Here is a 13,543-nt window from a genome sequence, read left to right as displayed (position 1 = left end):
GCTCTAACCTCGGGCTTGCAAGGCCAACGCCGCCGCCGCGCTTTTCAGCAGCCGGTCGGACAGCGTTTCGTCCGAGATGGCACGAGACAGCAACAAGGCGCCCACCATCAGAGCCAGGCAGGCTTCTGGCGCCAGTGCCGGCCGCGCTCCGGCCGCCGTGTCGCATTGTTGCGCTTGGCGCAAGGTGTGCAGCAAAGCCTGCAAGCCCTCGGAAAACGCCTGGCGGGTGGCTTTGTCGTGGCGAGCCAACTCCCCGGCCAGCGCGGCGGCGGCGCAGCCGGAGTCCGGGAAATCCCTGTGCGCCGCGCTCAAATAATCCTTGGCCAGCCGTTTCAGCCCGGCGCCGTTGGGCGCCTGTTCCAGTTGGGCCTGCCAAATCTCGTTCATGTCCAGCAAGGCCTGGCGACAAGATTGCGCCACTAGGTCGTCCTTGCTGTGGAAGTGGGCGTAAAAGCCGCCATGGGTCAGCCCCAGATCCGCCATCAGGTTGGCGATGCCGACATTGGCCACGCCTTCGGCGCGAAAGCGCAGCGAGGCCATGGTCAGGATCCGTTGACGGGTTTCGGTCTTGTGAGTTGAGCTGTAGCGCATTGTTGACCTTCCTGTTCGACTGCGAGGTGGCGCAACGCAATGACGAAGCGGTGATTCCGTTTTAGATGATAAGTATCATTTCTTCAATCGCGATGTGAATCAGCAAGATAGCGAGCCGGCTGCCGAGAGCACGAAATTCGCAAGCCGATAAATGACGGCGGAATCGAGCATGAATATCTATATTGACTAAAAAGCGGCGCTTCCCGCCCCGCGCCCCATTTCGGGGACGGCCTGGAACACCGGCCGCGCTCTAGTCCGGCTCGCGGGCGGGAGAAAGCGTCCTGAGTCCGCCAGCCGCCGCGGCTGTGCGCAGAGAGGGTGGAGACAGGCATGCAGCGATGTAGGGATTCCGCCGCGGGTTTCCTGGCGGCCGCGTGGCGTCAGTTGGGCGTCGCCGCGGCCTATTGGGGCTTGGCGCGGCTATTGATGGCCGGCTTCATGGACGCGGAAACCTGGTTGACGCCGGCCTGGTTTCCGGCCGGCCTGGCCATGGCGGTCGCCTTGCGCGGCGGCCAGCGCTATGGCGTGGGATTGGCTGTGGGCTCCTTGCTGTTCAGCCTATCGTCGCGCCAGCTGCCGCTGGCGGACGCCTTGTTGATCGCCGGCGCCAACACGGTGGGCAGCTTACTGGGCGCCTTGCTGGTACGCTACCGCTGTGGCCGGCGTTTGCCCTTGCACAGTCTGTCCTACGTGTTGGCCTTCATCGCCGGCGCGGCGCTGGCCGCCGCCATCGCCGCCATGGGCGGCACGGCGGCCTTGCTGCATGGCCAGCTACTGCCTCTCTTGCCGCTGGGGCGTCACTTTATCGCTTGGTGGTTGGCGGACCTGGCCGGTATTTTCAGTCTGGCGCCTTGTCTGTTGTTGTTGAGGCGCACGGGGGCTGGAGAAGGCCAGGGCGGCCTCAACTCGCTGGATGGCCTGATCGCTTGGCTGACCTTGCTGGCCGCCGGATTGGCCATGTTGGGCATAGACGACAGCACCGGGCGCTACGCCGCTCTGCCCTATTGTTTCAGCCTGCCCTTGCTATGGTTCGCGTTTCGTCAGCGCTTGCGGCTGGCGCATGGCTTGTCGCTGGGCATTTTGCTGTTGGCCTTGGCTGGCGGAGTGCTTGGCCGCGGCGCTTTCGGTCACGGCGAGCAGGCTTTGCTGACTCTCAGCATGCTGATGCTGATCCAGACCTCCACCTTGCTGGTGTTTGGAGCGTTGGCGGTGGATCTGCGCCGCACCGAGGCCAGGCTGCGAGGCGTCAACCGCCAGTTGGAGGGCAAGGTCCGCGCTCGGACCCGGGATTTGGCGGACAGCGAGGCGCGTTTGCGGCTGATGGCGGACGCCGCGCCGTTTCCGTTGGCGATGAACCGTTTGCAGGGAGGCGTACTGATCTACGCCAATGCCCGCGCCGAGGAGTTGTTCCGCGAGCGCCTTGCGCCAGGAAGGCCGCTGAGGGTGCAGGACTTCTACGTGGACCCGGCCGAGCGCGAGCGCGTGTCCTCGCTGCTGCGCGTAGGCGGCTGCGTGCGCGACCGAGAAGTGCGGTTGCGCGCCGCGGACGGCCGAGAGTTCTGGGCGCTGATTTCCTGTTCGGTGGTTCGCGCCGACGATGGCTGGTTTGTGATCAACGGTATCAACGACATTAGCGAGCGCAAACGGCTGGAGCAGGATTTGCTGCAGGCCAATCAGGCGCTGCGCCAGAATCTGAGCGAAATCGAACTGCTGCAACAAGGTCTGCGCGAACAGACGCTGCGCGATCCGCTGACAGGCCTGTTCAACCGCCGCCATCTGGACGACATTTTGCCGCGCATCCTCAGTCATATGCTGGCGGTGCATCGGGACGTGGCGGTGTTGATGGTCGATGCTGATCATTTCAAGCATATCAACGATCAGTACGGCCATCAGTGCGGGGACGCGGTGTTGACGGCGCTGGCGGCGCAGCTGAGCGACGCTTTTCGCAGCGGCGACATTGTCTGCCGCTACGGCGGCGAAGAATTTTTCATCTTGCTGCCCGGCGCGTCGCTGGACGACGCCCACGCCAAGGCGCAGCAGCTGTGCCGCGATGTGCGCGCCTTGCCCATCGTAGCCGGCGGCCACAACATCCGCGTCACCTTGTCGGTGGGGCTGGCCCTGTGTCCATTGCACGGCACGGACGCCGGCAGCGTGGTGTCAGCCGCCGACGCCGCCTTGTATCGCGCCAAGAAAGAGGGGCGCGACCGGGTTTGCGTGGCGGATCCGGCGCAACCGCTGGTGTCCTGACGGCGGAGGGAGCGTCAGGGGCGGTGTGCTACCATCCGGTGATGGAACTTTACCGACTACTGCAACAACAAGGCTTTGGCGGCCGTAAGGAATGCAAGCAGCTGATTGAGTACGGCTTGGTCGAAGTCAACGGCGAGATCGTTGACAACTACCGCCAGCAGGTGGAATTGGCCGACATCCGGCAACTGGTGGTGGACGACAAACCCTGGGACGTGGTTAGCGGCCCGCTCTACCTGTTGTTTCACAAACCGCCCAATTACGAAACCTCGCACAAGCCGCAGCACAATCCCGGCATCTACCGGCTGCTGCCGTATCAGTTCGGCAATCTGGGCATCACCGCGGTGGGCCGGCTGGACGTGGACACCACCGGCCTGATCTTGCTGACCAACGACGGCCAGTTCGTGCACGCGCTCAGCTCGCCGAAGAAGCAGGTGCCCAAGTGCTACCAGGTCACGTTGAAGCACGCGGCCAGCGAGGAATTCATCGCCAAGCTGCAAAGCGGGGTCTACCTGAACGATGAAGGCGAGGAGTTCGCGGCCGACAGCATCGAACAGTTGGACAGCCACGTGATCCTGCTGACCATCACCCAGGGCAAGTACCACCAGGTCAAACGCATGGTGGCGGCGGCCAGCAACCGGGTGGAACAACTGCATCGCATCAGCTTGGGCAGCGTTGAGTTGGGTGAACTGCCGCAGGGCGAATGGCGGCATCTGAGTGTGGAGGAGCTGGTAAGCCTGGGCTGGACGTAAATCATTCATCATCCAGCGCGGTGACAAGCATCGCCGCATGCCGAACAGGCCGCCTTCAAAGGCGGCCTTTTTTGTCGCGCGGCGTGGATTCGCGCGCGCGCATCGCCGCTCATCAAGTTGTTTGCGGAATCGAGTGTATTGAAGAACCCCGAGGCGCGCCCGCCCTCGGGGTTTTTTGCGCCTGGCAAGCGGCGCTTGCGGGGCATGATCTCCTGATTTAGCCATGATTTCAGATGGGGTAGTAAATAGGCTTTACTATCGATGCAATTTCATCGATTGCCATTAATGTAATTTTTTTAACGAATAACATTTATTATTTACTTTAAAAAATTACATTTCTCTATAGTGGGAAGGTCAAGGTGGTGATGCCGAAGGGGGGCAAGTGAAAACAGGCCCGCCGCCGTGCTGGCTGCGAGCCTGTCAGGAAGGGCGCCGCGCCGCGGGTGGGAAAAATCGGAAGCTATGGAAACCCTTAGGATAGGCGCGGGTGGTGGCTTTGATTTTGTTGCAAATTAGAATTGTTGCTGTGCGTATCGAATGGCAGGCGGGATGAGAGCCCGCCTCGCGCTTATTCCTGCTGCTGTTGTTTGAGCCAGCTTTCTTCCTGTTGGCGCATGAGAGTGAACCATTGTTGGCGCATGTGACGGGCAAAGGACGGCGGCGCCGCGGTGAAGTCGTTCTCGTCGGTGTAACAGCCGGGCAGGTAGGGCGGTTCGAAGTCTTTCTCCCAACCTTTGGCTTGCAGTGCCCGTTGGCCCTGCGGGCTGCAGTCGTCGGGCAGCGGCAGGCCGGTCAGGTGGCCGCTGTCCGGGTCCAGCCAGCGCACACCCTGGCGGTCCAGGCCGCGTAGTCCGTACTTGGTTTTGCCTACGTGAAGGATCAGCTTGTAGTCGTTGGGGCTGACGTCGCTGGCGCAGGCGCTGCGATAGCCGAGAACGGTTTCCAGCGCGCCGTCGCGGTTGATATCCGGAAAGCCGATGGCGCCTAGATCGAAGGCCGCGCTGGCGTCGAACTCGCAACGCGTTACGCCGTCGTTGAGCATCCACTGCCTGCGCGGTCTATCTTGGCCCAGCGTGTATTGCGCAGCGTAGAGCGCCGCGCTTTGGGTGCCGTCGGCGCTTCGGGCTTCCTGTTGTTCCGCCAGCACCAACAGGTGTTCGCCGGCGCTGTCTGTCCAGCCGTAGGCGGCGATTAGCTTGCCGCGCAGTTCGACGCCGGCCGGCAAGGCGTTCAAGCGGCGTATCTGCCCGACGGCGGACGGCGAGCTGGCCGTGTCCTGACGCGTGGCGGGTGGCGGCGGCTCGGGTTTGCAGGCGATGAGCGTTAGCGTCAGGCCGATCAGCAGCGAGGCGCGCAGGCCGGCGATGGGGGGCGCAGGGAGCGGGGGCATGCCGTTCTTCTTGTCATTGATGAAACTGGGATAGTACGGAATAGCGGCGGTGCGGAACAGCGCCGGTGGCCGCAAGAGGGCTTGGTACAAGAAAAAGACTGACCGATTTGCCGAATGCACATGACATGATAGAGATTTTTGCCAGAGGGCAAGGCCATAATCCAGGCGGGAGCGCGGGCTTCGCGCGAAAGGAGGGCTTATGTTGAAACTGGGCTGGTGGTGGGGAGGGGCGCTGGCGTTGACGTTGGCGCAGATGGTCGCGGCGGCGGAGCCGCTGTCGGCGTATCGCGGCGACGCTCGGCAGTCGTCGGTGTCCGGCCTGTCGTCCGGGGCTTTCATGGCGGTGCAGTACCAAGTGGCGTTTTCCGCCTCGGTGCGCGGCGTCGGCGTGGTGGCGGGCGGGCCCTATTATTGTTCCAAGGGCATGCTGGCGGGCGCGCCGGCATGCATGAGCGGACCACCGCCGGCGGTGGGCGGCCTGGTATTGGCGACTCAGCAGTTCGCGCTGAGCGGGCAGATCGATCCCTTGTCCAATTTGGCCAAGCGTCGCGTCTATCTGTTCAGCGGGAGCCAGGACAACACTGTGAAGACGGCGGTGGTGGACAGCGCAGAGAGCTATTTCCGCAAGCTGGGGGTGCCGGCGGCTCGCATTGAATATCTGCGCGGCCTGCCGGCCGGCCATGCCCAGATTACGCCGACTTACGGCAATGACTGCGGCGAAACCAAGTCGCCCTACGTCAACCATTGCGACTGGAAGGGCGAAGGCTACGATCAGGCCGGGGCGATCCTGAAGCAGATTTACGGCCCCTTGCAGCCGCGCGCTGGCCAATTGAGCAGCCAGGTGGCGGTTTTCGACCAGAAGCCGTACGCGCCGCCAGGCAGCAGCTTGGCGGACGAGGGCTATGTCTATGTGCCGCGCATCTGCGCCGAGGGCGAGACCTGCAAGGTACATGTGGCGCTGCACGGCTGCCGCCAGTACGCGGGCGCCGTCGGCGACGCCTACTACGCTCATGCCGGCTACAACGAGTGGGCGGACAACAACCGCATCATCGTGCTCTACCCCCAAACCACGGCGATGCCGCCGGGCAACCCGAACGGTTGCTGGGACTGGTTCGGCTACACCGGTGTGAATTTCGCCTGGAAGAGCGGGGTGCAGATGCGGGCGATCAAGGCGATGGCGGACCGGCTGGTGTCGGCGCCTTGAGCCAGAGTCTGGCGGGGTTCAGCCCCCGGGGAAGCCGCGCTCGGCAAAAAAGTCGATGAAGGCGCGCAGCCGCGGCGGCAAATAGGGCGCGCCGGGCCATAGCAGGTAGAGGGTGCCGCTGCGTTCCGCCCAGGCTTCCGGCAGTGCTTGCAACCGTCCTTCCGCCAGTTGGCGGCGCACGGTGAAGTCCGGCAAGCAGGCGATGCCGGCGCCTTGTTCCGCCAACTGGATCAGCGCGTCGCCTGTGTTGCCGCAGGCGTTGACCGGCAGCGTCTGGGCGTCGACGCCGGTCAGCGGCCACGGCGCCAGCTTGCCGCTGCGCGGGTAGCGATAATGCAGGCAGCGGTGTCGCGCCAGATCTGCCGGCGACGCCGGCTCTCCGCAGCGGGCGAAGTAGGCCGGCGCGGCCACCAGCCGCATGCGGTAAGCGCCCAGTCGCCGAGCGCTCAAGCGCGAATCGCCGGGCTCGCCGCCGCGGATCACCACGTCGAAGCCTTCGCCTATCACGTCCACCAGGCGGTCGCTGTAGTCCAGGTCCAGCTCAATCTCCGGGTAGCTTTGCATGAAGCCCGCCAGATGCGGGGCCAGCACCCCGCATTCGTGCGGCAGACCGACTTTCAGCCGGCCGCGGGGAGCGGCCTGACCCTGTTGCAGCTCGCGTTCGGCGGCTTCCACTTCATCCAGAATGCGCAGGCATCGTTGCAAGTATTGTTCCCCGGCAGTGGTCAGGGTCAGCCGCCGCGTGCTGCGCTGAACCAGGCGTGCGCCCAGTCGTGCCTCCAGCCGCGCCAGCCCCTTGCCGGCGGCTGAGGCGGAAATGCCGAATTGCCGTCCGGCGGCCACCAGGCTGCCTTGCTGGGCGATGTGGGCGAACAGCTCGATGCCGCTCATTTTCTCCATACAGCCTCGCTATTGCAGAAATTTTTTCCGTTAAATATGGAATTAAAGACTATTTTTCCGTTTCGCCAAGAAATCTAGCATAAGCGTTCATTCAATTGCGATACGGGAGAAGAGGGATGGCGGGCAAAAACGGCGAGGCGGCGATGCCGGCGACGGTGTATCTGCTGGGTTTATGCATTTTCGCGATGGCGACATCGGAATTCATGGTGGCGGGGATGATGCCGTCGCTGGCGGCGGCGCTGGGCGTCGGCTTGCCGGCGGTGGGCAATCTGGTGTCGGCCTTCGCCGCCAGCGTGGTCTTGGGCGGTCCGGTGCTGACTTGGCTGCTGCGTTCGGCGCGGCGCAAGCACAGCTTGATCGGCCTGTTGCTATTGTTCCTGGCCGGGCAGGCATTGGGCGCGCTGGCCGGCGATTACCGGCAGATGCTGTGGTCGCGACTGATCTGCGGCGTGGCGCAATCGGCTTTCTTCGGCGTGGCCCTGGCCTTGGCGGCGGAGTTGGTGGGCGAACATCGGGTGGCGCGCGCCGCCGCGCTGGTGCTCAACGGCTTGATGCTGGCTTCCGTGGCCGGCTTGCCGCTGGCGGCCTGGGTAGATCAGCACTGGGGCTGGCGCTTGAGCTTTTGGCTCGTGGCGATGATGGTGGCGCTGGCCGCGGCAGGCATCGCCGCGCTGACGCCGTCTGGCGACGCGCCGCGCGCTTTGAGTCTGGGCGAAGAAGGCCGACGGCTGGCGCGCCCCAGCCTATGGGCGGCTTATCTGAGCAGCGGTCTGATCATAGGCGCGGTATTCGCCGCCTTCACCTATCTGGCGCCCTTGTTCACTCGGGTCAGCGGCTTCGCCGCTTCGACGCTGCCCTGGCTGTTTGTCGGTTACGGGCTGGCGACGGTGCTAGGCAATTTGTGCAGCGGCCGCCTGGCGGACAGTCACACCCGCGTTGTGCTGCGGGGCGGCCTGCTGGTGTTGCTTGCTGCCCTGGTGGCATTGGCGTCGCTGGCGCAATGGCAGGCGGCGACGGCGGCGTGCGTGCTGCTATTGGGCCTGGCCGGCCTGCCGATGAATCCGGCTATGGTGGTGCGGGTGGTGCGCGCTGGCGGCAGCGGGCCTATGGTGAACAGCCTGCACATGTCGGTGGTCAATCTGGGCCTGATGCTGGGTTCCTGGGGTGGTGGCGCCTTGCTGGACGCCGGCTTGAGCCTGCGCGCGCCGGTATGGCTGGGCGCGGCTTTGGCCGCGCTGGCCTTGCTCAGCCTGGGGCTGGACCGCGTCGGTCATAGCTGGCAGGTCACCGGCAGCTCGGCCGGTTTGCCCAGGTAGAAGCCCTGGTAGAGCTCTACGCCCAGTTCCTGCATAGCCAGATGTTGTTCCCGGTTTTCAATGCCTTCCACCGCCATGCGACAGCCAATCTGCCAGCCCAACTCCAGCAGCACCGGCAACCGGTGATGTTCGCCGGACATATAGTCCAGCAGCAGGCTGCGGTCGATTTTGATCAGGTCCGGGCACAGCGACTTGACCTTGCCGTGTCGCGCGGCCACCGCGCCAAAGTCGTCCACCGACAGGCCGAAGCCTGCCTCGGCGGTCAGGCGCAGGCTGTTGATCAACGGTTGGCCGTGGTGTTCCACCTCGTATTCCGGCAGCTCGAAAATCACGCCGGCGCTGTCCAGTTCCAGCGAGTCCAGCAGGCCTTGCAGCAGGGGAAGGTGGCTGCGGCCGTGATTGTCCACTACTGCGGTCTGGGCCATCAGGTTCAGGCTCAGGCAGCCGGACTGGCCGCTTTGCGCGAAGTTGCGGATGTGGATCAGCCGCGCCAGTTGGTCGGCTTCCAGCGCCAGTTCCGGCGGCAGACCGGACAGAAAGGCGTCGGGAGGCGGAGTCTGGCCGTCTTGCGTTCGCACGCGCAGCAGCGCTTCGTAGCCGAACACACCGCCGCTGCGGTAGAACAGCGGCTGAAACACGCTGCTGAATTGATAGCCGCCCAGCCGCGCGCAATAGCGGCCGTCCGCGTCGCGGTACAGCTGGCGCTCGGGATGAGGATTTTGGGGTGGAACCATGGTTTTTTAGCCGCGCGGGGTGGACTTTCAGCATAGCAAGCATTGCGCCGGGCTACCGGGCGGCCGCTCGACGCCGGCCATGCGGTCCAGCAGGATGCCGGTCAGCATCTGCCCGCTGATCACCAGCAGGGTGGTTTCATGGTGGCCAGCCGCATCAGCACGTGGCTGTTGACGGCGACGAACAGCGCGACGCGCTCTTGGCCGGCGCCGGCATCGCCCAAATGCCCACCTTCATTGTAGGGGTGGATTTGGCCACCGGACGGCTGCTGCCCTTGCTGGAGCGTTACCCTTTGCCGCTGCACGCGGTGTTTCCCGAGCGCAAGCACGTGCCGGCCAAGGTGAGCGCCTTTCTGGAGTTCATCGATAGACGGCTGGGCAGCGAGCCGCCGCCATGGGAACGGGCGTCGACAGATTTCCCCGCCGCCGCCGACTAAGCTCACAGAACCTGTTCATAGTCTGCTACGCATCGGCGATACCGCGTTGAAACCGACTTCGAAATGCTCATGTACCCTATGTACATTTCGCTTTCTCAGCCGTTTTCGCCTTGTCTCGCTCTTGCTCGCGAGACTTTGAACAGGCTCTCAGGACGGGCTGGTGCGGAGAGCGGCGATGAAGAAAGTGTGGGCAGGCGGGATATTGGCGATGTGGGCCTTGGCGTCGCTGGCTACAGACGTGGCGGGCTGGGCGAGCTATCAGCGCGGCGACTTGGCCGCCGCGCGAAGGCAGTTCGAGCAGGCGGCCCAGGCGGGCGACCGGGTGGCGGCTTTCGACCTGGCGATGATGCATTGGCGAGGAGAGGGCGGCGCGCCTGACCAGATGCAGGGAGAGCGCTGGTTGCGTCGCGCAGCCGACGCGGGTCTGCCGCAGGCGCAGCATGCCCTGGGGGTGTTGTACGAAAACGGCCAGCAGGTGGCCAAGTCGCTGACCGAGGCGACACGTTGGTTCCGGCTGGCCGCGGATCAAAGCTATCTGCCGGCAGAGTTGGATCTGGGCACTCAGTACTTCCTCGGCCGCGGCGCGGCCAAGGATTACCGGTTGGCGGCGTACTGGTACGAGAAAGCCGCCCGGCAGGGCGACGTGGGCGCGCAGTATCTGATCGCCAGCATGTACGAGCACGGCGACGGGGTGGCGCGGGACCTGCCGGCGGCGATACGATGGTATGCGAAGGCGGCGGCGCAGGGCGATGTCGGCGCCGGGCTCAAGGCGCTGGATCTGGCCAAGCGGGCCAAGCCGCCGGAGTGACGGTTTGAAGCCTGCTCAGGCTTAGAATGTGTTTACGATCTCGCGAGCAAGGGCGAGACAAGGCGGAAACGACCGAAGAAGCGAAGTGTACATACGGTACATGAGCATTCTGAGGCCTTTTCCAACGCCGTATCGCCGAAGCACAGCAGATCGCAAACAGGTTTTCAGGCGCGGGCCGGGCCGCGGCGCATCGCCGCCAGGCACAGGCAGGCGGCCTGCCAATCCTGAACGCCGCGCAGGCCGCGCACGATGATGCCGGCCAGAGTGTCGTTGCAGGCGTCCGGGCCGAACTGCATCAGCATTTCATGCAAGGCGAAATGCAAGGAGGCGTTGTGCTGCAGCAGCAAGCCCACCTGTTCGTGGACGAAGCCGTCCACCGTGGCCTGGCCGTCGCGGTCCACATGGACATGGTGGCGCGGGCAGAAGCCGGAGCGGATCAGCGCCTGGTCCGCGCGCACGTCGTCGAGAAAAGCCTGCGCGCTGTGGTGCAGAAAGCCGCACGCCATGATCAGGCTGGCTACGGAGTAGGGTTTGGTGGTGGTGGCGTCGGCGACGAGGGCGTTGTCCGGCAAGGTGGCAAGCATTTATGTTCTCCTGTTATCTTTGTAAACCGCGCTAAGTGGCATAAATCGTCGGTTTTATTATTTTTTCCGCGCTTTTGTATCATTCATGCGAATGGATTGGCAAGCCCGTCGAAAGGACGGTTGCCAGCCGCGGCTGCCAGGGTTTTTCTTGGGACGATGGCCATTTAGAATGAACTCTTTATTTACGGTTTGTTCCCATCTGCATGCACATTGTTTACCTGCACGGCTTCAATTCCGGTCCTCAATCGCTGAAGGCGAACGAAACCGCCGCTTATCTGCAACAGAACGCTTTCAATGCGACGCTGCACAGCCCGCAGCTGTCGCCGCATCCGGCCGAGGCGATCGAGCAGGCGTCCGCCCTGGTGGCGTCCTTGCCGGCCGACACCTTGCTGATCGGCAGTTCGCTCGGCGGTTATTACGCTACCTTTTTGGCCGAGCGCCATCAACGTCCGGCGGTGCTGATCAATCCGGCGGTGCGGCCTTACGACGATTTGGCGCGCTTCATCGGCGAGCAGACCAACCCTTACACCGGCGTGGTCTACACCTTGAGCGATGCCGATATGCATGCCTTGCTGGCGCAGCGCGTGCCGCAACCGTCCGCGCGCCGCTACTGGCTGCTGTTGGGCAGTTGCGACGAGGTGCTGGATTGGCGCGAAGCGGCCGGGCTGTATCTGGATTGCCGCCAGACAGTGTTCAACGGCGACGACCACAGACTTGAAGCCTGGCCGCGCATCCTGCCGGAAGTGTTGGCTTGGGGACGAGGGCAATTATTGGTCTGATGTAGAAACAGTCTGTTCTGCGACAGCGGCTTGCCCGGGACGGCGGCGCTGCCGCACACTGGATTTTTTGAGCCGAGGAGGCCGTCATGACTCAAGCTGTCGTTTTCTCCCACACCGGCGGGCCGGAAGTGCTTGGTCTGGAAAGTCAGGAACTGGCCGCTCCGGGACCGGGCCAGGCGCGGGTGCGTCATACCGCCATCGGCGTCAACTTCATCGATACCTATCAACGCAGCGGTCTGTATCCGTTGCCGCTGCCGTCCGGCCTGGGCCAGGAGGCGGCCGGGGTAGTGGAAGCGCTGGGGCCGGGGGTGTCCGGTTTGGCGGTGGGAGACCGCGTCGCTTACGCCGGCGGCCCGCTGGGCGCTTATAGCACCGAGCGGCTGCTGCCGGCGGCGGTGCTGGTGAAGATTCCCGACGGCATCAGCGACGAATCCGCCGCTTGCATGATGTTGCAGGGCATGACCGTGGAGTATCTGGTGCAGCGCAGCTACCCGGTGAGGCCGGGCCAAACTGTCTTGTGGCACGCGGCCGCCGGCGGAGTGGGGCAGATCGCAGTGCAATGGTTGACGGCGCTGGGCGCGACGGTGATAGGCACCGTCGGTTCCGACGCCAAGGCCGACATCGTGCGCGGCCTGGGCTGCCAACATGTGATCAATTACAGCCGCGAAGACGTGGTGGCGCGCGTCAGCGAGATCACCGGCGGGCAGGGCGTGCCGGTGGTCTATGACTCGGTGGGCAAGGATACTTTCCAGATCTCGCTGGCTTGTCTGAGTCCGCGCGGCATGTTGGTCAGCTTTGGCAATGCGTCCGGCGCGGTGCCGCCGTTCGCGCCCTTGGAGCTGACCAGCCGCGGCTCGCTGTTCTTTACCCGGCCCAAGCTGGCTGATTACATCGCCAGCCGCGCGGAGCTGGAGGCCTCGGCCCAGGCGTTGTTTGAACGAGTGGCGGACGGCAGGGTCAAGGTGGAGCCGTCGCACCGTTATCCCTTGGCGGAGGCGGCGCAGGCGCACCGCGATCTGGAAGGACGCAAGACCAGCGGCTCTATCATCCTGCTGCCTTGAACGGGCAGCGACGCCGGCCAGGCGTCAGGTTCTTATTCTTGGTGCCAGGGTTGGCGCTGGTGTCGCTCCAGCCAAGCCAACGCCCGGCCGTCGCTGTCGACATGGCCCAGATAGCCGGCCAGACTGACGCCGGGCGGGCAGCTTAGGTCCGTGTCGCGCCAGCTTTGCAGCCGGTCCACGCGGAAGCTGCGGTAGTCCAGTCGCAGGCCGCACCAGGCGGCCAGCAGCCAGCGGTCGCCCCAGAAAAACAGCGCCAGCGGCAGCAGCGCGCGTTGGCTATCGCGGCCGCTTTCGTCGCGGTAATCCACCCACAGCGCTTGACGGGAGACGATGGCGTCGCGCAGCGGCGCCAGCCGCTCGCGCGGGTAATTGCCCGCTGTGGGCGCGTACAGCGGCTCCGGCGGCAGGCCGGAGGAACCCAGCACCGCGTGGATGCGGCCCAGCGCCGATTGCGCCGCCGAGGCGGTGTCACGGTCCGCCCAGGCCGCCAGCATGCGCGCACCCACTTCCAGCGCCGCCAGCTCGCGCGCGGAAAACGCCACCGCCGGCGGCGTGAAGCCGGCTTCCAGCCAATAGCCTTCGCCGGCCTCGCCGTTGAGCGGTGCGCCGCTGGCCATCAGATCCGCCATATCGCGGTAGACGGTGCGCGGCGTCACTTCCAGCCATTCGGCCAACTGCCGGGCGGTAGTGCGGCGGCGGCCGCGCAGCAGCAAGAGGATTTGAACCAGTCGGTCGGCTCGGCGCAT

14 protein-coding genes are annotated in these 13,543 nt (G+C 64.6%); 8 read left to right on the top strand and 6 right to left on the bottom strand.

The window, feature by feature from the left end; all coding sequences use genetic code 11:
- Positions 1-3 precede the first annotated feature (3 nt).
- On the bottom strand, positions 4-591 hold the full coding sequence (locus tag HA052_RS01405) for a TetR/AcrR family transcriptional regulator (protein ID WP_166450497.1): 588 nt from the start codon (positions 589-591) through the stop codon (positions 4-6).
- A gap of 330 nt (positions 592-921) precedes the next feature.
- Here HA052_RS01405 and HA052_RS01400 point away from each other — a divergent pair, with 330 nt between their 5' ends.
- On the top strand, positions 922-2,838 hold the full coding sequence (locus tag HA052_RS01400; RefSeq protein ID WP_166450496.1) for a sensor domain-containing diguanylate cyclase: 1,917 nt from the start codon (positions 922-924) through the stop codon (positions 2,836-2,838).
- A gap of 41 nt (positions 2,839-2,879) precedes the next feature.
- A complete protein-coding gene (locus HA052_RS01395) occupies positions 2,880-3,587 on the top strand; it encodes a pseudouridine synthase (protein WP_166450495.1) in 708 nt (235 codons plus the stop codon).
- A 568-nt stretch (positions 3,588-4,155) separates the two neighbouring features.
- Here HA052_RS01395 and HA052_RS01390 read toward each other — a convergent pair.
- Positions 4,156-4,977, bottom strand: a complete 822-nt coding sequence (locus HA052_RS01390) for a M949_RS01915 family surface polysaccharide biosynthesis protein (RefSeq protein WP_166450494.1) — start codon at positions 4,975-4,977, stop codon at positions 4,156-4,158.
- Between the two features lie 199 nt (positions 4,978-5,176).
- On the opposite strand from HA052_RS01390, the gene HA052_RS01385 reads away from it, so the two are divergent.
- Complete coding sequence (locus tag HA052_RS01385) at positions 5,177-6,181, top strand: extracellular catalytic domain type 2 short-chain-length polyhydroxyalkanoate depolymerase (RefSeq protein ID WP_166450493.1); 1,005 nt, start codon at positions 5,177-5,179, stop codon at positions 6,179-6,181.
- 18 nt (positions 6,182-6,199) lie between these two features.
- On the opposite strand, the gene HA052_RS01380 is transcribed toward HA052_RS01385, so the two are convergent.
- Positions 6,200-7,081: a LysR family transcriptional regulator gene (locus HA052_RS01380; protein WP_166450492.1), complete on the bottom strand. Its 882-nt coding sequence runs from the start codon at positions 7,079-7,081 to the stop codon at positions 6,200-6,202.
- Between the two features lie 116 nt (positions 7,082-7,197).
- Here HA052_RS01380 and HA052_RS01375 point away from each other — a divergent pair, with 116 nt between their 5' ends.
- On the top strand, positions 7,198-8,397 hold the full coding sequence (locus HA052_RS01375) for an MFS transporter (protein WP_240937219.1): 1,200 nt from the start codon (positions 7,198-7,200) through the stop codon (positions 8,395-8,397).
- Here HA052_RS01375 and HA052_RS01370 read toward each other — a convergent pair.
- Positions 8,352-9,131 (bottom strand): EAL domain-containing protein, encoded by a 780-nt coding sequence (locus HA052_RS01370; RefSeq protein WP_166450491.1) that lies wholly within the window; start codon positions 9,129-9,131, stop codon positions 8,352-8,354. The two genes, HA052_RS01375 and HA052_RS01370, sit on opposite strands and share 46 nt — an antisense overlap.
- A gap of 161 nt (positions 9,132-9,292) precedes the next feature.
- Between HA052_RS01370 and HA052_RS01365 the strand changes: the two genes are divergently transcribed.
- Positions 9,293-9,565, top strand: coding sequence for a LysR substrate-binding domain-containing protein (locus HA052_RS01365; protein ID WP_166450490.1), 273 nt, complete (start codon positions 9,293-9,295; stop codon positions 9,563-9,565).
- A 175-nt stretch (positions 9,566-9,740) separates the two neighbouring features.
- Positions 9,741-10,373, top strand: a complete 633-nt coding sequence (locus tag HA052_RS01360) for a tetratricopeptide repeat protein (protein ID WP_166450489.1) — start codon at positions 9,741-9,743, stop codon at positions 10,371-10,373.
- 164 nt (positions 10,374-10,537) lie between these two features.
- Here the strand turns inward: HA052_RS01360 and HA052_RS01355 are convergent, their stop codons facing one another.
- Positions 10,538-10,957: a hypothetical protein gene (locus HA052_RS01355; RefSeq protein WP_166450488.1), complete on the bottom strand. Its 420-nt coding sequence runs from the start codon at positions 10,955-10,957 to the stop codon at positions 10,538-10,540.
- Between the two features lie 203 nt (positions 10,958-11,160).
- Here HA052_RS01355 and HA052_RS01350 point away from each other — a divergent pair, with 203 nt between their 5' ends.
- Complete coding sequence (locus tag HA052_RS01350) at positions 11,161-11,736, top strand: YqiA/YcfP family alpha/beta fold hydrolase (protein ID WP_166450487.1); 576 nt, start codon at positions 11,161-11,163, stop codon at positions 11,734-11,736.
- An 86-nt stretch (positions 11,737-11,822) separates the two neighbouring features.
- Positions 11,823-12,797 (top strand): quinone oxidoreductase family protein, encoded by a 975-nt coding sequence (locus HA052_RS01345; protein ID WP_166450486.1) that lies wholly within the window; start codon positions 11,823-11,825, stop codon positions 12,795-12,797.
- Positions 12,798-12,829: 32 nt separating this feature from the next.
- Here the strand turns inward: HA052_RS01345 and HA052_RS01340 are convergent, their stop codons facing one another.
- Positions 12,830-13,543: a helix-turn-helix transcriptional regulator gene (locus HA052_RS01340; RefSeq protein WP_081548685.1), complete on the bottom strand. Its 714-nt coding sequence runs from the start codon at positions 13,541-13,543 to the stop codon at positions 12,830-12,832.

This window comes from Chromobacterium fluminis (genome assembly GCF_011602385.1).
In the GTDB taxonomy this organism is placed as follows: domain Bacteria; phylum Pseudomonadota; class Gammaproteobacteria; order Burkholderiales; family Chromobacteriaceae; genus Chromobacterium; species Chromobacterium fluminis.
The sequence above is the reverse complement of the archived record's forward strand: the minus strand, read 5'-3'. Positions and strand labels throughout refer to the sequence as shown.

Coding starts and splice junctions, on each gene's coding strand:
- HA052_RS01360 (WP_166450489.1), top strand. CDS start 9,741: ATGAAGAAAGTGTGGGCAGGCGGGATATTGGCGATGTGGGCCTTGGCG.
- HA052_RS01355 (WP_166450488.1), bottom strand. CDS start 10,957: ATGCTTGCCACCTTGCCGGACAACGCCCTCGTCGCCGACGCCACCACC.
- HA052_RS01350 (WP_166450487.1), top strand. CDS start 11,161: ATGCACATTGTTTACCTGCACGGCTTCAATTCCGGTCCTCAATCGCTG.
- HA052_RS01345 (WP_166450486.1), top strand. CDS start 11,823: ATGACTCAAGCTGTCGTTTTCTCCCACACCGGCGGGCCGGAAGTGCTT.
- HA052_RS01375 (WP_240937219.1), top strand. CDS start 7,198: ATGGCGGGCAAAAACGGCGAGGCGGCGATGCCGGCGACGGTGTATCTG.
- HA052_RS01340 (WP_081548685.1), bottom strand. CDS start 13,543: ATGCGCCGAGCCGACCGACTGGTTCAAATCCTCTTGCTGCTGCGCGGC.
- HA052_RS01400 (WP_166450496.1), top strand. CDS start 922: ATGCAGCGATGTAGGGATTCCGCCGCGGGTTTCCTGGCGGCCGCGTGG.
- HA052_RS01380 (WP_166450492.1), bottom strand. CDS start 7,081: ATGGAGAAAATGAGCGGCATCGAGCTGTTCGCCCACATCGCCCAGCAA.
- HA052_RS01385 (WP_166450493.1), top strand. CDS start 5,177: ATGTTGAAACTGGGCTGGTGGTGGGGAGGGGCGCTGGCGTTGACGTTG.
- HA052_RS01390 (WP_166450494.1), bottom strand. CDS start 4,977: ATGCCCCCGCTCCCTGCGCCCCCCATCGCCGGCCTGCGCGCCTCGCTG.
- HA052_RS01370 (WP_166450491.1), bottom strand. CDS start 9,131: ATGGTTCCACCCCAAAATCCTCATCCCGAGCGCCAGCTGTACCGCGAC.
- HA052_RS01405 (WP_166450497.1), bottom strand. CDS start 591: ATGCGCTACAGCTCAACTCACAAGACCGAAACCCGTCAACGGATCCTG.
- HA052_RS01395 (WP_166450495.1), top strand. CDS start 2,880: ATGGAACTTTACCGACTACTGCAACAACAAGGCTTTGGCGGCCGTAAG.